16 protein-coding genes and 1 pseudogene are annotated in these 18483 nt (G+C 60.6%); 6 read left to right on the top strand and 11 right to left on the bottom strand.

All coding sequences use genetic code 11. The features are described from left to right. The first annotated feature begins 124 nt into the window (after nucleotides 1-124). Both LJD29_RS09265 and cmk read left to right on the top strand, forming a co-directional pair. Nucleotides 125-2299 (top strand): hypothetical protein, encoded by a 2175-nt coding sequence (locus LJD29_RS09265; RefSeq protein WP_446745477.1) that lies wholly within the window; start codon nucleotides 125-127, stop codon nucleotides 2297-2299. Further along, nucleotides 2296-3000 carry a (d)CMP kinase gene (cmk, locus tag LJD29_RS09260; RefSeq protein WP_446745476.1) on the top strand — a complete coding sequence of 235 codons (705 nt, stop codon included), beginning with the start codon at nucleotides 2296-2298 and terminating at the stop codon, nucleotides 2998-3000. Before LJD29_RS09265 ends, cmk begins: the two co-directional genes overlap by 4 nt. Here the strand turns inward: cmk and LJD29_RS09255 are convergent. The 7 genes and pseudogenes from LJD29_RS09255 to LJD29_RS09225 all read right to left on the bottom strand — a co-directional run bounded on the left by LJD29_RS09255 (nucleotide 2966) and on the right by LJD29_RS09225 (nucleotide 9204). Further along, nucleotides 2966-4537, bottom strand: coding sequence for a DUF4097 family beta strand repeat-containing protein (locus LJD29_RS09255; RefSeq protein ID WP_446745475.1), 1572 nt, complete (start codon nucleotides 4535-4537; stop codon nucleotides 2966-2968). The genes cmk and LJD29_RS09255 overlap by 35 nt on opposite strands. 4 nt (nucleotides 4538-4541) lie before the next feature. Continuing rightward, nucleotides 4542-4832, bottom strand: coding sequence for a LiaI-LiaF-like domain-containing protein (locus LJD29_RS09250; RefSeq protein WP_446745474.1), 291 nt, complete (start codon nucleotides 4830-4832; stop codon nucleotides 4542-4544). Beyond that, a complete protein-coding gene (locus LJD29_RS09245; RefSeq protein ID WP_446745473.1) occupies nucleotides 4829-5749 on the bottom strand; it encodes a B-box zinc finger protein in 921 nt (306 codons plus the stop codon). Before LJD29_RS09245 ends, LJD29_RS09250 begins: the two co-directional genes overlap by 4 nt. Continuing rightward, nucleotides 5746-6558, bottom strand: coding sequence for an anti-sigma factor family protein (locus tag LJD29_RS09240; RefSeq protein ID WP_446745472.1), 813 nt, complete (start codon nucleotides 6556-6558; stop codon nucleotides 5746-5748). The genes LJD29_RS09245 and LJD29_RS09240 overlap by 4 nt, the downstream gene beginning before the upstream one ends. A 2-nt stretch (nucleotides 6559-6560) precedes the next feature. Then, nucleotides 6561-7256 (bottom strand): RNA polymerase sigma factor, encoded by a 696-nt coding sequence (locus tag LJD29_RS09235; protein ID WP_446745471.1) that lies wholly within the window; start codon nucleotides 7254-7256, stop codon nucleotides 6561-6563. A gap of 278 nt (nucleotides 7257-7534) precedes the next feature. After that, a pseudogene (gene glgC, locus LJD29_RS09230) lies at nucleotides 7535-8806 on the bottom strand (glucose-1-phosphate adenylyltransferase); the annotation flags it as partial. 107 nt (nucleotides 8807-8913) lie between these two features. After that, entirely contained in the window at nucleotides 8914-9204 is a 291-nt protein-coding gene (locus LJD29_RS09225) for a hypothetical protein (protein WP_446745470.1), read from the bottom strand. Between the two features lie 113 nt (nucleotides 9205-9317). Between LJD29_RS09225 and LJD29_RS09220 the strand changes: the two genes are divergently transcribed. Further along, nucleotides 9318-9737 (top strand): hypothetical protein, encoded by a 420-nt coding sequence (locus LJD29_RS09220; RefSeq protein WP_446745469.1) that lies wholly within the window; start codon nucleotides 9318-9320, stop codon nucleotides 9735-9737. Here LJD29_RS09220 and LJD29_RS09215 read toward each other — a convergent pair. Together LJD29_RS09215 and LJD29_RS09210 are read right to left on the bottom strand one after the other, a co-directional pair. Next, nucleotides 9689-10084, bottom strand: coding sequence for an MmcQ/YjbR family DNA-binding protein (locus tag LJD29_RS09215; protein WP_446745468.1), 396 nt, complete (start codon nucleotides 10082-10084; stop codon nucleotides 9689-9691). The genes LJD29_RS09220 and LJD29_RS09215 overlap by 49 nt on opposite strands. A gap of 16 nt (nucleotides 10085-10100) precedes the next feature. Next, nucleotides 10101-11495, bottom strand: coding sequence for an APC family permease (locus tag LJD29_RS09210; protein ID WP_446745467.1), 1395 nt, complete (start codon nucleotides 11493-11495; stop codon nucleotides 10101-10103). A 97-nt stretch (nucleotides 11496-11592) separates the two neighbouring features. On the opposite strand from LJD29_RS09210, the gene LJD29_RS09205 reads away from it, so the two are divergent. Next, on the top strand, nucleotides 11593-14076 hold the full coding sequence (locus LJD29_RS09205) for an ABC transporter permease (protein ID WP_446745466.1): 2484 nt from the start codon (nucleotides 11593-11595) through the stop codon (nucleotides 14074-14076). 10 nt (nucleotides 14077-14086) lie between these two features. Here LJD29_RS09205 and tyrS read toward each other — a convergent pair whose 3' ends face one another. Beyond that, on the bottom strand, nucleotides 14087-15328 hold the full coding sequence (gene tyrS / locus LJD29_RS09200) for a tyrosine--tRNA ligase (RefSeq protein WP_446745465.1): 1242 nt from the start codon (nucleotides 15326-15328) through the stop codon (nucleotides 14087-14089). Between the two features lie 38 nt (nucleotides 15329-15366). On the opposite strand from tyrS, the gene LJD29_RS09195 reads away from it, so the two are divergent. Next, nucleotides 15367-15624 (top strand): DUF3253 domain-containing protein, encoded by a 258-nt coding sequence (locus tag LJD29_RS09195; protein ID WP_446745464.1) that lies wholly within the window; start codon nucleotides 15367-15369, stop codon nucleotides 15622-15624. Between the two features lie 4 nt (nucleotides 15625-15628). On the opposite strand, the gene LJD29_RS09190 is transcribed toward LJD29_RS09195, so the two are convergent. Beyond that, complete coding sequence (locus tag LJD29_RS09190) at nucleotides 15629-16519, bottom strand: sensor histidine kinase (protein WP_446745463.1); 891 nt, start codon at nucleotides 16517-16519, stop codon at nucleotides 15629-15631. A 477-nt stretch (nucleotides 16520-16996) separates the two neighbouring features. Between LJD29_RS09190 and LJD29_RS09185 the strand changes: the two genes are divergently transcribed. Next, the gene (locus LJD29_RS09185) at nucleotides 16997-18481 is read left to right on the top strand and encodes a TolC family protein (RefSeq protein WP_446745462.1); all 1485 of its coding nucleotides are present in this window, start codon (nucleotides 16997-16999) and stop codon (nucleotides 18479-18481) included. The last annotated feature ends 2 nt before the right edge of the window (nucleotides 18482-18483 follow it).

The raw sequence follows: 18483 nt of genomic DNA, 5'->3' as shown, positions 1-18483 counted from the left end.
CGAGCAACCGCCGAGCCGTATACTGGTGAGAGTGCCTTTCTGCGCCTTACGCCGTCTGATAACGAGCGGGCAGGCAGGCAAAAATGGAATCCCGGCCAGAATTGCCGGGTGAAGAAGGTTCTCTTTGACATCCCAACAGCTCCAGACAGCGCGCGCCGAGCGGTGGCGGCAGAAACAGAATCCCGTCCTCACGCTCGAAGAAGCTACCGAATGGTTGAACACCGTCGGCTTCTGCCTCTTCCTGCCGCGCCGTAACCAGTTCCAGACACCCGCGCCTTCGTTCGTAGAGGCAACCGTCGGTGCACCCAGCGAGACCCCGGCGCGGGAGCAGATCGACAACGCCACCAGCCTGATGTTCCGCATGGTCGAGGCGAAGACTGCCCTGCCGCTGAACCTGCTGGGCACGCTCTCCGAGCAGCCGGACTTCCTGGTCTCTCCCGAGGTTTTCCCTTACCTCTTCAGCCTGCGCGGCGGCCGTAACTGGAAGACCGTTCCGCCCAAGGCCTCGCCGCTGGTCGCCGAGATCTGGAAGCTGCTGGATAAGAAGGCCTCGCTTGAAGTCACCGAGCTGCAGGCCGCGCTCGGCCGCGAAATCACCGAATCCGCCGTCATCCGCAGCCTGATGGATATGTGGAGCACCCTGCGCGTGATGCCGATCTTCTCGGCCACCGAGCCCACCAGCTGGCAGCTGACGCAGACCCACTTCGAAGAAGCCCTGAATATCTCCAATAAAACGGCGCAGTCGACCGCGCTTTCCGCGCTCGTCTCGCTCTACCTCGACTCCGTCGTGGCCGCCGGTGCAGAAGACGTAGAGACCTTCCTGTCTCCGGTCACGTCGCGCTCGAAGGCTCGCGACGTCGTCAATGGACTGGCCGCGACCCGGCAGCTGGCCGTCATTCCCGTCGGCGCGCAGCTCCTGTTCCATGTGGCCGGATCGCTGCCCGAGTTCGCCGAGGAGCCGGAAGAGCCAGAGATCACCGAGATTGTCCTCGGTGGCGACAAGCCGCGCAGCTTTGACCGCCGTCCGTCAGAGGGCCGTGAACGCCGTGACCGAGATGACCGGCCCGCACGTCCGGCCGCCCGCAGCTTTGGCGATCGTCCCGCGAGAACGGATCGACCCGCACGCACCGGCAGCTCCGACCGCCCCTTCGGCGACAAGCGCAATGCGCGTGGTGAATATCCGCCGCGCCGCAAGACATTTGGAGCGGGCAGCTCCGACCGGCCTGCCCGCAAACCGTTCGCAGCAGGAGGCGACCGTCCGCCGCGTAAGCCGTTTGGCACGGGCGAAGATCGCCCGGCACGCAAGCCCTTTGCTGCAGGTGGAGATCGTCCCGCACGTAAGCCATTTGGCGACCGCGACAAGCCGTTCCAGCGCCGCAGTGAAGGCGGCGAACAGGGCGAGCGCAGGCCCTACGGAAGTGGCGCACCGCGCCGCAGCCCGGCAGGCCGTGGCGAAGAGGGCGGCTTCCGCAAGCCCTTCCGGCCGCGTACCGAAGGCGCTTCCGAGCGTGGCGATCGGCCTTATCGTCCCCGTACCGAGGGTGGAGCGCGCGGCGAGGGCCGCAGCTTCAGCAAGCCGCGTGAAGAGGGCAAGCGCCCGTTCTTCCGCGACAAGACCGGCTCCTCCCCCCGTGAAGGCGGATCGCGCGAGGGAGGCAACCGCTCCTTCGGCAAGCCGTTTGGCAAGCCTTTCCGGCCGCGCACTGAAGGCGGGACTGAGGGTGGCGAGTTCCGTCCCCGCCGCACCGCTCCGGGCGCCGGACGTGGCGAAGGCCGCAGCTTCAGCAAGCCGCGCGAAGAGGGCAAACGCCCGTTCTTCCGCGATAAGCCCGGTGCAGGTGATCGCGAGAGCCGTCCCCGCCGCGTCGAAGGCGGAGACGACCAGAAGCGCGGCGGTGGTTTCGGCAGACCGAGATCCGCTGGAGCAGGCAGGCCGGCATTCGGTGACAGGCCCAAGCGCTCTTTCGGAGACAAGCCCTCCTTTGGCGACCGTCCGAAGCGCTCCTTCGGCGACAAACCAGCATTTGGCGATAAGCCCAAGCGCTCCTATGGAGACAAGCCGGCATTCGGTGGCAAGCCGAAGTTCGGCGCAGGCTCCGAGGGTCGCCCCGCGAAGAAGTTCGGAGCAAAGCCGGCAGGAAAATTCGGATCGAAGCCGGGTGGTAAGTTCGGTTCCAAACCCGGCTTCAAATCCGCAGGCAAGCCCGGCGGCAAGTTTGGATCGAAGCCCGGATTCAAGTCGGGCCCTCGTTCCGGCTCGCCGTTCGGCAAGCGTAAGCCCAAGGACAGCGGCGAATGAGGCGACTGATCGTCGCCATCGATGGACCGGCCGGAGCAGGGAAAAGCACAGTAGCGCGGCACCTCGCCGCGCACTTCGGCCTGCTGAATTTGGAAACCGGCGCCATGTACCGCGCCTTTGCCCTCAAGGCTCTTGCGGAGAAAGTCGATCCGGCCGATGCATCAGGGCTGGAGCGGCTATCCGCTTCGACCCACATCGAGCTTGAGCCGACGCCGTCAGGCAACCGCGTGATGCTTGACGGCGCGGACGTCACCGGCAGCATCCGCGATGTCGAAGTCACACAGGCGGCCTCGCAGGTAAGCGTTCACCCCGCCATTCGCGCGTGGATGGTAGGCCTGCAGCAGCAGATGGGCAGCCACGGCGGAGTGGTGATGGAAGGCCGGGATATCGGCACCGTCGTCTTTCCCGATGCCGACCTGAAGTTCTTTCTCGATGCGTCTCCCGAAGCTCGTAGCCAGCGCCGCTACGAGCAGGCGGGCGCGGATACTTCGGGCGTCACGCAGACTGTCATCTCAAAGGAGTTGCGGGAGCGTGATGAGCGCGACCGCAATCGCGCCGAGTCGCCGCTGCGTCCGGCTTCAGATGCCATCGTTATCGACTCGACGCGCATGGACCTCGAAGAGGTCCTGTCGCACATCGAGTCGCTGGTTGCGGAAAAGCTTGGTACTACTGCTCCACAGGCGGCACCGGGGGCACCTTAGGCACCTTCAGGTGTTTCGGCGGTTCTGGCGTCTTAGGTGCCTGAGGCGGTTTGGGTGGCTCCGGCGGAGCCGACGAACCGCCTTTTCTCAGCTCGATATTTCCGTGCGTGGTCTGCAGGTTCAACGTCACCGTTCCCTTGCCGATCGTTCCCGTAAGAGTATGGCGTCCATTGGTAGTCGCGGATTGCAGCGGAAAGTCCGTCTCAAGATCGTCATCCTGGGTGGTGTTCGCATTCACTGAGAACTCTGCGTTGTCCGGCAGGCTGACCGTAACGCCGCCCGTTTTGTTCGCCACCTGGATGTTCCCGAGCGGCGAGACCGCCCTGATCGAAACGTCGCCGTCACTATTCTCGATATGCACATCGCCGGAGACATCGGAGAGCTTGATGTTCTTCGACCGGGTCACAATGCGCACCGGCCCGGCCATCTGGTTCGCATCCAGATCGTCGGAGTCCATGGTCAGCTCGCCCGAGAGCCTCGGAATATCGAGGTTGGTGCGTGTGGTCTGAAAGTGCACATTCGAACCGATCTGCTCGAGGTGGGTGTCTCCGAAGAACTCGCCGTTGAGCGTCGCCTGGCCCTTCACCTCCGAAAGAGTCACGTCATCCACATGGCCGTCCACGGTAGCGTTCCCGGTCACCTGATGAGCGGAAAAATCGCCATGGTTCATCCGGGCATGGACGTCTCCGCCCACGTTGTCGAACTTCACGTCGCCATGATTGGAGGTCACATCGACATTGTTCGCGACTCCGTTGACCGTCACGTCGCCATGTCCCGCATTGATGCGGGCAAATGACTTCGCCGGGACATTCACAATCAGGTCTACCCGCACGCCGTCGCGTCCCGGAACAATCACCGACCCACTGTTACCGGAGGCATTGATCTGCGGCCTGATCTGGTCGAAAACCTTCTGTGCTTTCTTCTCCGAATCCGCGTGTACGATCTGGTGAGCGTGCACGTGCATGCTGCCGTCATCGGAAGGATTTACCGTCACATCGCCACGCGGGTTCTGGATGTCGACGGTAGCGCCCGCGTTCAGCGTGGTGTTCACGTCGAGATCGTTGGTATGCTCCTCGCCCAGCATCGAGAAGAAATCATCGCCATCGCTCCCGAACTGGTTGCTGAAGGGCGCCCAGCGATGCGCGGTGTGTGCTCCCCAGCCGAGAAAGGCCAGCAGCACGATGAAAAACACCACTCCGCCCGCGCCACGCTGCCCGCTGTAAGGATCACGCCGGTCAAGGAAGTACTCGAGCAGCAGGATGAGACCGATCGCGATGAGGACGACAGGCCACCAGCGGCTGTACCAGGTCCAGAAGGCCGATGAACTGAGCTTGCCGGTCTCAAGGAGGAATGCAACGACGCCGACGGAGATCAGCAGGAGGGGTCTGGCAACAGATCCCCGCTGGCGCAACTGGCGCTGATAACTCCAGTAACGGCGCTGCGCACGTGCCTGCTCCTGTGCGGCCCTGGCCTGGGCACGCGCATATTCGCGGGCCTGCCGTTCGGCGTCTCTCGGCGGATAAGGAGGCATGCCCATGGCGCTACTTCTCCTCTCCGGAATGCGGAGGCTGCGGAGTGATAGAGAGCGAGGTCGACGAAGGCGGCGGAGGAGCAGCTGGCCATCCCGCATACGCCTGCTGCGCAGCCTGAGACTGCTGCCACTGCATCAACGCTGCGCGTTCGGCAAGCTGCAAAACGCCAAAGACAATCAGGTACAAGGGCCAGCTTCTGCCGTAAGAAAGAATGTCCCATTCATTCAGCAGTGCCGTGATGCCAAAGACCAGAAGCATTGCCGGCCCCTTGATGCGATGGAGGAAGACATAGGAGTTCACAGTGCACCTCCAGCCGGCGGTGGTGGCGGCGGCGTGCTCTCACGCGAGCGGCGCACCAGCAGCCACGCGCCCAGCCCGATAATGAAGATCGGCCACGCGTGATCGATCCAGTCAAAGCGCAGAAATCCGAGCGTATTGAAGAGAAAGAGCAGACCCAGGCCGATCAGCACAATCGCACCGATTGGCTCATGGCGGCGCGGCGTCGGATAATCAGCGGGATCCATCGGCGGCACCGGAGTGTAAGCCGGATCGACGGGCGGAGGCGGATAAGCGGCTGCTGAGTAGGAAGATCCAGGCGAGTAAGACGATCCAGGCGGCGGTGGAGGCGGAGTGAAGCCTGCGACTGGTCCGGCAGCCGGCGGCGGAGCCTGGTACGGCTGCGACGGCATACCCGGAATACCCATACGAGAGGCAAGCTCATTCAAACCGAGAGGATCAGGCAACGGCATGCCGTCGCGGCGGGCCTTGGCGGTGTGGTGCGCGTCGAAGACCTGGTAGAGAATCCAGAACGGAATCAGGATTCCCATGAACCCGTGATGATTGGCGATCCCGATCAGGACGACGAAGACCAGAACGTGGATCAGACCCTTTACAAACTGGCCGTTGTAAAACGCGCCAACGCCGGGAATGAAACCAAGCAGCGTCGCGATCCCCGGATTCGGCCCGGATGAGCTGCCCGGAGGCATGGTTCCCGAGATTGAGGAGACGAAGTTATTCACCGCATCGTTCACGTTCTGGCCGGCTCCCGGCGTATAGCCACCGGGGTTCTGGGCTCCGCCCATTCCAAGCCGGGCGGCGAGGCACTGCTCGCAATAAATCACACCGGCAATCGGACGCACGCACTGCACGCAGAGCGGCTTCCCGCAATTCTGGCAATAGGCGGATACAGCCGCCTCAGGGTGATTTGCGCAATTCATGCCAAGCTCCTTTCCGCCTGGTCTGTGGGGGACCCGATCAGGATTCTCTCCTGATTGTTAAGGGCCAGCACCTGCTGGCCGGGTTTGATGGATACCGGTGGCAATGCCTCGCCCTTGCCGCCGTTCTTGTTCGGAGCGCTCTGCTGCTTCTGTTCGCCGCCACCAGCCGGCGTCGAAGCAGGCTTTTCGCTATCCTCGTCGCGGCGCAGCTCGCGGAGCTTCGATTCCAGCTCGTAAACAAAACGCAGGTTGTCGTAGTAACGAACCACTGAGCCCTTCGCACCGTAAAACTGGCGGGTAAGGTTGTTCTGCATGTTGGCCGGCGTCAAGTCAGCAAGGCGAAGTCCGGTGAGACGGACGCCGGTCAGGTTCAACGTAAGCGCGATGGAGAAAAAGGCCATCGCTGCGGTCATCATGAGCCGCGTATCCCACACCATCTTCCTGCGGGGCAGATGCAGGATCGCTGCCGGGCCTGCCGGAATAGGCGCCCCATGTATCGCCAACGGACGTTCGGCGACAACACCGCTGGTGCGGCTGAGAATCTTTTCCATCATGTCCGACGGCATTTCCGGCTCTACATGCAGGAACTGCATCCACTCCTGCCCCTGCTTCGCCTCGGCCAGCAGCTGGGCACAGAGCCTGCACTCCTGGCTGTGAGCCTCGAAGGCCACGCCCTCGGTTGGAGTAAGCAGGCCGTCGAGCGCGTCGGCCAACATCGCTTCCCACTCTTCGCAGCGAACAGCGCCGCCAGGGTTCTGCCCCGAGGATGCGCCTGCGGGCCGCTTTCCGAATGGATTTCGCTCTGACATCTCTAAACCACCTGTCCTTTATTACGTTCCAGCAGCCGTGCCAGTTCCGCTCGCCCGCGGCTGATGCGCGACTTTACAGTTCCCTCGGGAATGCGCAGAACCTGCGCAATTTCCTTGTAGTCCATGTCCTGCAGATCGCGAAGTATCACTGCTTCACGCAGCTCCGGAGAGATCTTCGTCAATGCCTGCTGCACCATCTTCGCTATTTCCTGCTGCGCGGCATGATCATGCTGATTGGGACCCGAGGCCATCAGCCGGTCTGCAACCGGCTGCTCTGCAGCCTCGTCCCATCCGGCATCCATCGAGTCGGTCACACGCTGGTTACGGCTGCGGCGGAAGTGATCCACCAGCAGGTTACGCGCAAGCGTCGTCAGCCATGTCTGGAAGCTGCCGCGGCTCAGGTCGAAGGCCGAGAGATTGCCGTAGACCTTAATGAAGACATCCTGGGTCAGGTCTTCGGCGTCGTGCGGCGAACCGGTGAAACGATAGCAGAGTGCGTAGATGCGGCGATGGTGAGCCTTCACCAGCTCGGCCCAGGCCATCGAATCGCCATCGAGGCAGCGCTGTACAACTCCCTGCCAGTCGATGTCGGCGGCGTGATCGGTACGGATCTTTTCGGCGCGGCCCTGCGGCTGTGCGGCGGAGCTCCAGCGGCTCTGCCCACCCTGACCCGACTCCGGACCCTGCCGTAAGGCCATACTGCGTGACTCCTGGGAAACAGGACGCGGCCCAACGGACGCTGACCCTGCTCTCGATCGACCCCGGATCAACCGGAATCCATCCATCTCCCACGTCATTGTGGCGGCAACGCTCATGGCAACCAATACGCAGATTGCTGCGCACCGGTTCCGTGGGCTTGAACCAGTACACTTCCGCCTGTTTAAAGAGTGAGAATATCGCAAAAGAAGAGGATGGCTTACAGCAAAGCTCGAGGGAATAAAGAAGGGGACTGGTCAGCCAGCCCCCTTCATGGTCATCAGGCAGGATCGATCGTGTAGCCCTTTTGGACCGGGTTCTCGTACAGGGAAGCATCGCGCGTCACTACCGTCAGGCCGCTCGGCGTGACGAAGTAGTTCTTGCGATCCTCGTTCTGGTCGTAGCCGATTACCGTACCCTCCGGCAGCTGCACATCGCGATCGATGATGGCGCGGCGGATGCGGCAATGGCGGCCGATGTTCACGTGCGAGAAGACGATGCTCGAATCGAGCTCCGAGTAGGAGTTGACACGGACATCCTGCGAAAGCACGCTGTTGCGAACGACCGAGCCGGAGACGATGCAGCCGGCCGAAACGATCGAGTTCATCGCCATGCCGGTGCGGCCCGGTTCCCCGAATACGAACTTAGCCGGCGGATACTGGCGTACCCGCGTACGCATCGGCCACTCGTTGTCGTACAGGTTGAATACAGGTGAAACCGAAGCCACATCCATGTTGGCTTCGTAATAGGCATCGAGCGTACCCACGTCGCGCCAGTAAAGCGCTTCGCCGTTCTGGTTCTCGTCCACGAAGTTGTAGGCACGAAGTTTGTATTTGCCGAGGATGTTGGGCAGGATGTTGTGACCGAAATCGTGCTTTGACGTGGGATCTTCGGCGTCTTCCATCAACGCCGGGAGCAGTACGTCGGTGTTGAACAGGTAAATGCCCATCGATGCGTCAACCATGTTCGGATTGAATGGCGAACGCAGGTTGGTGGTCTTCGGCTTTTCGAGGAAACCGATCACCTCGCCGTTGCGAGCCACTTCGACCACACCAAAGCGATCCACTTCGTTCGGCTGAATCGGCAGCGTGGCCAGGGTCACATCCGCACCCGAAGCCTGGTGCTCTTCGAGCATCTTGCCGTAGTTCATCTTATAGATGTGGTCGCCGGAAAGGATCAGCACATGCTTCGGCTGCTCGGAACCGATCGAGTAGATGTTCTGGTAGACAGCGTCGGCCGTACCCATATACCAGTTCGCGCTCACGCGCTGCATCGGCGACAGGATCTCGATGAATTCCCCGAGCTCCTGGGCGACGATGCTGGTCCAGCCTTCGCGGATATGACGGTTCAGCGAAAGCGCTTTGTATTGGGTGAGGATGTAAACGTGACGCAGGTCGGAGTTAATGCAGTTGGACAGCGTAATATCAATGATCCGATATTGCCCTCCAAACGGAACGGCAGGTTTGGCCCGGTCTCTGGTAAGCGGGAAAAGTCTCTCGCCCGCGCCACCTGCCAGCAATACGCCCAGTGTGTCTCTCATTGCTCTGGTTGCACTCCTCGTCTTCGTATCGTCTGGTTACGCGGCGGCGGAGTCAACCGCCACACGTTACGGAAACGAGCGGATAGTACCATAGGCCGGAGACAGCGGGATAAATCTTGCTAGCGCTTGCCTTCGGGCTCCTCAACTGCAATGCGCAGAGACTTCAGGAAGCTCAGGTCCTGTGGAGTAAACGTTCCTTTCCCTTCGTAACCCTCATTCGATGAGTCCAGAGCCGCTGCCGGTTGCTGCTCTAACTCGTTGAGGCCAATCGTCGCTTCGAGCATGAGCAAAACATCGAATCCCTGGCTGCGAATATCTTTGACGACACCCGCAATATGCTCCGACTCGGAAACGCTCTCATGAATAGCCTCGCCCAGTTGCTGCACCAGGTTTCGTAATTTTTGGTTCAAAGGGTACGCTCCGTTTCTACCCCGGCGTGCAGGGGGACTCAGGCCGAGTTTTCCTTACATTACTTCTGATGTTTGACGGTGGCAATCCGAATCAGGATTCCACTGCTACACTTTTGAGTATGGAACCGAGCCGTGTTGGTCGCAAAGTGGGTATCGGCGTCCGCGTCGCATCCGGCATTCTGCGCGACCGCGCCGCACAAACTGCTCATTCCATGAAGCAGGACGCTCCTACCTACGTGGGACGCGGCAAGGTCGCAGCCCGTGAGGCTAAAAAATTCGGCTCATCCATCTGGACTCCCTTCGCCCATGCCGGCGGCGTGCTCTGGCTGGAAGTCACCGGACTTTTCTTCGCCATCTTCGGCATCTTCTTCGCTCAGAACACCTGGAAGCTGCGCTCAAACTGGCATTCCGGTCCGGAACACCAGCACTTCCTGGTTTATGCACTGATCACGGTGCTGTTTTTCTATTTTTCTTTCAGCTCGTTCTATCGCGCCCGCCGCAAGGACAAGAAACGAAAGGCCCAGCAGGCGTAAAGCCTGGTGCGCTTCTTCGTCTTACTCTTCACATTCTTCTCGACGCGCAGCTTCCACGCCATGCGCAACGCACCGGTAGCGATCTCTTCATCCGCCCGTTTCAGGACGAGGTGAGTCACTCCCATGCGTCCCCATCCCCCGGCAACCGGCAGAAAGATCTCCGGCCACTCCTCGACAACCGATTGCTGGTGCTCGGGTGAGAGCATGAGATTTCCGTAGCCTCTATCCTGCGCAGCGAGCGTGGCAAAGATATGGCCACCCACCCGGAAATCAGGCGAGCCCATGTGCGCGCTTTCCTCGGCGCCTTCGAGGCTGAGAGCGATGCGCCGGAAATCTCCCACTGTCATCAAGTTATCTCCCGAATCATCCCCCGAAGCGACGGCGATTGCGAACCCTGTAGAACACCAGGCCGATGACGTTGCTTATCGCCGTGGTTCCGAGGATCTTGGTCGCGTACAGCCGGGGATTCACCACGTCGACAATGGGGTAGACCGAAATGGTAAGGCTGAAAAGCGTCGCCAGCAAGCCGACAACGGACGTCACGGTCAGCCATCCCGGCAGCTCTTTCCGCAGCGTTGCACTGCCGATGAGCGGAATCGCAAACATGGCCGTATAGGCAAGCTGGTAATGAGCGAGGCTGGCATTCGAGAGCACCTGGAAGGCCTCCTGCGCATGCACGCCGACGTTGGCCAGCACGATCATCAGAGAAATAATCGCCGCGGTGCAGAGGATCGAATTCGTCGGTGTCTTCCAGCGCCGATGCAACCGCGAAAACCATGGCGGCAGCAGCGAATCCCAGCCCACGGTCATGGGCAGACGCGAGAGTCCGGTGAAGAGAAAACTTGTGGCTGCGATCAGCCGCAGTTCAATCAGAACAATCACCACCGTAGCCAGCAGGTTTCCGAAACCTGACTGCCCCAGCGAGGCACGCATCGTCTGCGGAATCGGAGCAATAAAGTCGATGCGGCCATGCGGGATGAAAGCGATGACAGACGCCGTTCCAAGAATGAACATGGCGCAGATGACCGGCGATGAGATCCAGACGGAAAGCCCGATGTTGCGGTCAGGATTGCGCGCCTCTCCGGCAAGGATCGAAAGGTATTCGAGGCCGCAGAGCGCACCGAAAAGCATCTGCCCGAAGAGCGCCAGCGAACGCAGATTCATCGATGGCATCGCAAAGGAGAAGGGCGTCCAGGTGATGTGCTCGCCGTGAAGCACTGCCCACAAAGGCAGCAGGATAAGGACCCCGAAAGCGATCAGCATGGCGATGCCACCCGCGTTGTGAATCCACTTGCCCAGCGCCAGACCGCGCGCAGCGGCCAGCGCCACCAGCAGCACCACGGCTACAACTATGCTCACCGAGACCGGGCGATTCTCCGGCAGCCATGCTGCCTTAGCACCGACCATGTAGGCTATCTCCGTTGGGATCGCGTAAAGGATCGTGGCCGTAACCGCCATACCGTAAACCCAAAGGTTCCACGCCACGAGAAATCCGCCCAGGTCGCCGAAAGCCCGGTGAGCCCAGACGTAAAGCCCACCCTCGTGCGGCATTGCCCGGTTCAAACCGATCACCGAGCCGGCCATGGGGACGTAGAAGACCAGCATGGCTGCGACCCACATCAGGGTTTCGGCTCGTCCCAGCCCGGCCGCCACCCCGACCCACGAGCTGCCGACGACGGTAACGATCTGCGTCAGAACAAGATCGCGCAGGCCAAGCTGCCGAGACAGGCCGTGCTCTGAGGAAGGCGCATCTGCCATGTGGAACAATCTTCGCACAGGGATTGCGACCGGTTTTCAGACACCCTAAGCGCGTTTATACCGCGTATAAAGGGAGCATTCGTTGTCCGGAGTTTTCATGCTTCTTCAGGACCTGAAATTCGCTCTTCGTCAGCTGCGGTCTTCATGGGGCTTTGCTACCCTCGCCATCCTTACCCTCACCCTCGGTATCGGCGCGAATACCGCCATGTACACCATCGTCGAAAACGTGATGCTGCGGCCCATGGGCTACAGGGCGGCCGAACGGCTCATGGTCATTGCGCCCTCGGACGGCAGCTCGCTTGGTCAGACCTCGTACCTGAATCTCAGGGACATCCACGATCAGGCAAAAAGCTTCGAAGGCTTCGGGATCTACGGGACCGACCTGAGCGTGATCCAGGGCAAGAACGGCTCGGTGAGTGTAGCAGCTCCACGCGTAAGTGATACGACTTTCCCTACGCTCGGGGGGCAGCCGATTCTGGGCAGAACCTTCACCGCCGAGGAAGCCTCGCCAGGCGGCCCTCACGTAGTTCTGCTTTCGGAAGGGCTGTGGCGGCAACAGTTCGGTGCCGACCGCGGCGTCGTTGGCCGAACGATCAAGGTTAGCGACATGCCCTATACCGTGATCGGAGTCATGCCCGCCGGCTTTCTCTTTCCCAATGAGTACGGGACCGCGATGAAGACCGGTATCTGGCTGCCGCTGCAGTTAACCGATCAGATGAAGAGCGATCGCGGATACGACTTCCAGCGTATGGTCGCGCTTAGAAAACCGGACGTGACCGCCCAGCAGGCCGAAGCGGAGGTGAGCGCCATCGTAGGCCGCATCCGTAAAGCGAATCCCAAGGAAGCCTCGGAGCTCAGCCTGGCTACGATGCCCTACCAGCAGGCCATCACCGGCCAGATGCGTCCCGTCTTTCTCGCGCTGGTATGCGCGCTGGTTCTGGTGCTGCTCATCGCCTGCGCGAACGTGTCGAACCTGCTGCTCGCCCGATGCCTCGGCCGTTCGCAGGAATTCGCCGTGCGCACGGCGCTCGGAGCCAGCCGCTGGCGCATGGTCCGTCAGTTACTGAGCGAGGGAGCGCTGCTCAGCCTCTTCGGAGCGACACTTGGTATTGCATTAGCGCAGGTTACGCTGCTGTTGATCCGCAAGCTGCCCGAAGACACGATCCCGCTCGCGGACACCATCCGAATCCACTGGACAGTTGTGCTGCTGCTCGCGGCAGCGGCATCTGTCACCACGATCCTTTCGTCATTGCTGCCTGCCCTGATCGTATCCCGCACCAACCCGCAACCCGCTCTGCAGGCTTCTTCGCGAGGGCTCGGCACGCGCTCGGTCAGCGGCAAGCTGAGCGGCGGACTCGTCATGGTGGAGGTTGCACTGTCCACACTGCTGCTCATCGGCACCGGCCTGCTCTTTCATACCTTCTGGAACCTGCAGCATGTGCAACTCGGTTTCGATGTCGATCGAGTGACGACGTTCACGGTCATGCCCGCCGACTCCGCCGGCTTTTCGAACATGGCTGTCTCCCAGGAAACCGATCACGCGCCTGTCTCCATTGCGGAAACAGACTACAGGTCGCTGCTGGATCGCATCCGCAGCATGCCGGGCATCCGGCTTGCCGCACTGGCTACATCGCCGCCCCTCTCCGGCATGAACATGTCAACCAGCTTCGAAATCGTGGGACACCCGCCGCAACCGGGCCAGCACTTCAACACGCGTATCTCGGCGGTGAGCGACGAATATGGCGAGGTATTCAATACCCCCATCTTGCGTGGCCGCATGGTCGGCGCAGACGACACCGGAGCGACGACACGGGTTGCCGTCGTCAACGAAGCGTTTGTGAAAAAGTATTTCTCCGGAATGAATCCGCTGGACCAGAAGATCGACCTCGGCGGCAAGGAGACGGGAATGCTTGTGCCGTTCACCGTGGTTGGAGTGATGAGCAACCAGGCAGATTTGAATATCGGCACCGATGTGCAGCCACTGGCGATGATCCCCTACCGCCAGGTCCCAACGACTTCACTCTTCTATCAGGCACTCTTGAAGACAATGGTAAGTTTCACCGTCAAGACACGCAGTACTATTCCCGTGGCACCACCCATGAGAAAGCTCTTCAAAGATACCGCGCCGACGCTGGCGGTGGACAACTTCGCCACCATGCAGGAGAACGTCAACGAAAAGATCTTCAGCCAGCGGCTCGGCTTTTATCTCACGGCATCATTTGCCGGACTCGCAGTCGTGATGGTCATCGCGGGACTCTACGGCGTACTCGCACAGCTGGTCGCCTACAGAAGGCACGAGATCGGCATACGCATGGCGCTGGGCGCCACCCGCCAGAGCGTAGCCCGCATGATTCTCCGCCAGGGAGTCATCCTGATCGGCACAGGCCTGGTTGCAGGCATGGTGATCTCACTCTTCATGGGACAGCTGGTGAAGAGCTTCCTCTACCACGTCCCTGCAATCGACCTGGGAACGTACTTAGGCGTAGCGCTTCTGTTGCTGATCATCGGCTCCGTAGCCTCCCTGGTACCCGCACGTGCAGCGTCATCGATCGAGCCGATGGAGGCGTTACGGCAGGAGTAAGGCAAGGTCATTAATCAAAGAGGATGACCTTCGCGCGTCTGCCGAGGCGCACCGTGACACGTGCCGATTCACCGACGCGAAGGTGGGGCTCCTTAAAGACCTCCCCATCGACGCGTACAGCGCCTTCCTTGATCTTGCGGTCAGCCTCCGACGAAGAAGCCGCGAGACCACTCGCCGTTAGCAGTTTTGTCAGACGTACCCGGCCTTCTGCATCACGACTGATCTCCTGCGCACCAAGACAAATCTCTTCGAGACCTTCAATGTCATCGCTCTTCTGCTGAAACTGACGTGCCCAGTTCTCGTCCGCAGCCGTCGCGGCTTCTTCCGAATGGAAGCCTGCAACGATTGTCCGTGCGAGGCGCTTCTTTGCCTCCATGGGATGCAGCGCGCCGGAGGCGACACCGGCCTGCATCTGGTCGATTTCTGACTGGCGCAGATCGGTCAGCAGCGTCCAATACCGCCACATCAGCTCATCGTTGATCGACATGAGCTTGCCATACATCTCGCCTGCCGGCTCATGGATGCCGATGGCATTGCCCAGCGACTTCGACATCTTCTGCACACCGTCAAGACCCTCGATGATCGGCGTCATCAGCACGATCTGGGGATCCTGCCCGAAGTCGCGCTGCAGCTCGCGGCCGGCCAGCAGGTTGAACTTCTGGTCGGTGCCGCCGAGCTCAACGTCGGCCTTGAGCGCCACGGAGTCGTAGCCCTGCGCCAGCGGATAGAGGAACTCGTGCAGCGAGATCGGTTGCTCGTTCTGGAAGCGGGCGTGGAACTCGGCACGCTCGAGCATCTGCGAAACCGTGAACTTTGCCGCCAGGCGGATGATGTCCTCGAAGCTAAGCTTTCCCAGCCACTCCGAATTGAAGCGCACCTCGGTCTTGTCACGATCGAGGATCTTGAAGACCTGATCGGTATAGCTTTTCGCGTTTTCGTCGATCTGCTCGCGGGTGAGCGGCTTGCGCGTGGCCGAGCGGCCCGTCGGGTCGCCGATCAGCGACGTGTAGTCCCCGATCAGAAAGATGACCTGGTGGCCAAGATCCTGAAAGTGCTTCAGCTTGCGCATCAAAACGGTATGGCCGAGGTGCAGGTCAGGAGCAGTCGGATCAAAACCAGCCTTTACACGCAACGGCGTGCCGGTCTTTCGAGACTTTTCGAGACGCTCGCGCAGGTCGGAGACGCGAATGATCTCAGCTGCGCCCTTCTGGAGCAGATCCAGCTGCTCTTCTACCGGAAGAAATTCTGTCATGGTCTTTTTCAGTATAAGGATAGCGGCGGGGTAGCTCGATGACGGCGCGCGATCCTGAAGCAATTGAAAAAGCGATTCTCGCCATGCTGGCCGAGCGGAAGGGGCGCAGCATCTGCCCGTCGGAGATAGCCCGCAAGCTCGCGCCGAACGAGTGGAGAACGCTGATGGAAGCTGTTCGAGCCGCTGCCGCCCGGCTGGCCGGGAAGGGAAAACTGGTCGCCACGCAAAAGGGCAGAGAGGTCAATGCCCTCTCTGCCCACGGTCCGATCCGTCTCCGGATACCCGGCGGCGGTTGACCGGCTAATTTCCCTTGGTCCGCACCAGTTGCAGGTTTCCACGGCCCGGTTCTCGCTGGGCGCGCTCCTGGGACTGCACTGGCAGAAAAATGCTGAAAACGGAACCGTGCGTTTCTTTTGCCGTGGAGGAGCGAATGCTCAGCCTGCCTCCGTGCGAGTTGAGTATTGTCTTCGTCACGCATAACCCCAACCCCGTTCCCGACTGGCCTTTTGTCGTGAAGAAGGGCTTGCCGAGGCGAGGAATCACCTCGGGGGGAATGCCGGGACCATTATCGGCAACACTCAGACGAAGGCCGGCAGGTCCGCGTCCATGGCGGCTGGCTATGGAGCGAATCCTGACGATGATCCTTCCGCGACCGGTACACGCCTCAATTGCGTTAGAGATGAGATTGGTAATGATCTGCCTCATCTCGCCCGGGAAGGCTACTACTGTATCCATCCGTCCGAATTCGCGGACGACCTCGATCTTGCGGGCCGCGAGCTTCCGGCCAAACAGCACGAGAACCTCCTCAACCAGTTCACCCATGTGAACCGGTACCGGTGTTCCGGTGTCGCGCGAAAACCGAAGCGTCTGCCGGCAGATTTGTGCCGTGCGATCCAGCTCGCGCTGTGCAATCCCCAGGTAGCCCTTGGACCGCTCGCTCAGGCCCTGATCCTGCTCCAGCAGGTAAAGCAGGTTGGTCAACGACTCCAGCGGATTGTTGATTTCATGAGCGATGGTCGCCGCCAGCTGGCCCAGAGAAATCAGTTTCTGGTTCGCTCTCAGGAACTCCGCCACCTCGACGTTGTCCGGCTCGCGTTCCCCGCCGCGTTCTTCCTTATTTTCGCTGCCCCTCCGCACGACGGAAGGCAGATCCGATATGTTTGCCACTCGAATGTCCTTCTGTGCATTCATCCTTCTCTCTCCGTCCCACTACTACGATGACCGGATGGTGCGTTTCGACTGTCACCCGGCCCATCATTTCCGCAAAATTGGTAACAAATGCGCTGGATTCGCCAACTCCGTCAACCCTGATGACCGTTTCAATCCTCTTGGGAACGCCAAAAGATCCCGCGACTGCAATCCGGCAATGGCCAGGGAACGCGCCGCCTGTGAACACGCTGCGCCTTTGCTTTTCATAGACTTACCGGCGTCCCCGAAGGCACCTCACCCGATACGATGTGCAGGACGCAACGGTCTGTTGCTCTTCATTTCGCGAGCATCCAACTGCCGGAGATACGAACGTTCCATGCCTCGATCAAAACTTTGGCAACCTCAACCGTTTGAAATGCTCTAATCCGTAGAACACTTTCAGTTTGCTGCCGCGCTCCGGAATATCGGCTAAGGTAGAACCAGACTGTCCAGGGATAAAGATCGTTGCGGGAAAGATTCTTGTCAGATAAAAGCCAGTCAAGGTTAGCCTCTCGGCTTGCGGGCCTCTGCCTCTCCGCGGCGGTCGGTGTTTCCTGCGCGTCGGCCCAGGCCAATCCGAACAATTCGGCCCAGAACGCTTATCTGGGCAGCGTGCAGGCAGTCGCCGTCACGCCTGAGGTCAAGCACCTCTCGCTCGATGACGCCATCAAGCTCGGGATCGAGAACAACCTGGCCCTGCGCCTAGCCCAGCTGAACGAAAAGACGGCTGAGGCTGAGAAGCTCCAGGCGCTGAATTACCTCATGCCGAATATCTCGCTGCATGGCGAGCACGGCATCCATCAATCGAACCTGGCCGCCAGCGGCTTTTCTACCGGGCTGATCACGGAATTCCTCACGGCATTCGGCTTGCCTGCCTCTGATGCAACCCAGTTTCCATTGATCGTGAAGGTGAACTCCACGGTCGTGCAGGCCAACGTTTCGCAACAGCTCTTCACCTGGTCAGGCTGGGATGCATGGAAAGCCGCGAAGTATAACGAGCGGGCTGCTTACTACGGAGCCCAGTCCTCGCGCGGTCTGGTGGTTCTGAATGTAGGTACCGCCTACCTGCAGGCCATTGCCGACTCGGCGCAGGTGGACTACGCGCAGGCACTGCTCAAGACCGATGAAACTCTCCTGTTTCAAGCTCGCGAAGAGCATAAGGCCGGAACAGCCGCCAACCTCGACGAGCTGCGCGCCCGGGTACAGTATCAGACCCAGCAGCTGGCGCTGATCAACGCACAAAACGCCTTCGAGAAGGACAAGATCGCCCTGAACCGGCAGATCGGCCTGGCTCCGGAACAGAAGATTCAGCTGACCGACGCCACGCCCTACGCTGACCTCGAAGCGATGACGATCGAAGACGCGCGCGCCCAGGCCTTCAAGAACCGCCAGGACTTCCAGCAGCTGCGCCAGCAGATGCTTTTCGCGCACCACGAAGAACGCGCCGTGAAGCACGAGCGGTATCCCAGCATTTCGTTCAACGGAAATTACGGCGTCACCGGCGTAGTCGGCCAGGTTTACCACGGGACCTTTGCCGCGACCGGCACCCTGAGCGTACCGATCTTCGAAGAAGCGAAGTTTCGCGGCGACCACGATGTAGCCCAGGCGCAGCAGAACGAACTTGAATCCCAGTTCCACGACCTGACCAATAAAATCGATCAACAGCTTCGCGACAGCATGCTCGACCTGAAGACTGCCGCAGAACTGGTGCAGGTCTCCCGCAGCAATGTAGATCTGGCGACGAAGACGCTCGAGCAGACGACCGACCGGTTCCAGGCCGGTGTCGATGACAACCTGCCGGTCGTGCAGGCGCAGTCGACGCTCTCCCAGGCTCAGACGCAGTATGTCAGCAGCGTGCTCCAGTTCAACCAGGCTAAGCTGGGACTGGCGCGCAACCTCGGGATCATCGACACCCAGTATCAGAACTTCCTCGGCGCCGATAAAAAGTACCAGGGCGGCAAGTAAGC

Origin of the sequence: Silvibacterium acidisoli, assembly GCA_022870745.1 — a bacterium.
In the GTDB taxonomy this organism is placed as follows: Bacteria; Acidobacteriota; Terriglobia; order Terriglobales; family Acidobacteriaceae; genus Silvibacterium.
This window is presented reverse-complemented; position numbering and strand designations above follow the sequence as displayed.

Bases quoted from the DNA above. Each gene is read 5' to 3' on its own strand.
- LJD29_RS09240 (WP_446745472.1), bottom strand. From the start codon at position 6,558: ATGTCAGAGCGAAATCCATTCGGAAAGCGGCCCGCAGGCGCATCCTCG.
- LJD29_RS09205 (WP_446745466.1), top strand. From the start codon at position 11,593: ATGCTTCTTCAGGACCTGAAATTCGCTCTTCGTCAGCTGCGGTCTTCA.
- LJD29_RS09215 (WP_446745468.1), bottom strand. From the start codon at position 10,084: ATGACAGTGGGAGATTTCCGGCGCATCGCTCTCAGCCTCGAAGGCGCC.
- LJD29_RS09235 (WP_446745471.1), bottom strand. From the start codon at position 7,256: ATGGCCTTACGGCAGGGTCCGGAGTCGGGTCAGGGTGGGCAGAGCCGC.
- cmk (WP_446745476.1), top strand. From the start codon at position 2,296: ATGAGGCGACTGATCGTCGCCATCGATGGACCGGCCGGAGCAGGGAAA.
- tyrS (WP_446745465.1), bottom strand. From the start codon at position 15,328: ATGACAGAATTTCTTCCGGTAGAAGAGCAGCTGGATCTGCTCCAGAAG.
- LJD29_RS09255 (WP_446745475.1), bottom strand. From the start codon at position 4,537: ATGGGCATGCCTCCTTATCCGCCGAGAGACGCCGAACGGCAGGCCCGC.
- LJD29_RS09190 (WP_446745463.1), bottom strand. From the start codon at position 16,519: ATGAATGCACAGAAGGACATTCGAGTGGCAAACATATCGGATCTGCCT.
- LJD29_RS09210 (WP_446745467.1), bottom strand. From the start codon at position 11,495: ATGGCAGATGCGCCTTCCTCAGAGCACGGCCTGTCTCGGCAGCTTGGC.
- LJD29_RS09195 (WP_446745464.1), top strand. From the start codon at position 15,367: ATGACGGCGCGCGATCCTGAAGCAATTGAAAAAGCGATTCTCGCCATG.
- LJD29_RS09245 (WP_446745473.1), bottom strand. From the start codon at position 5,749: ATGAATTGCGCAAATCACCCTGAGGCGGCTGTATCCGCCTATTGCCAG.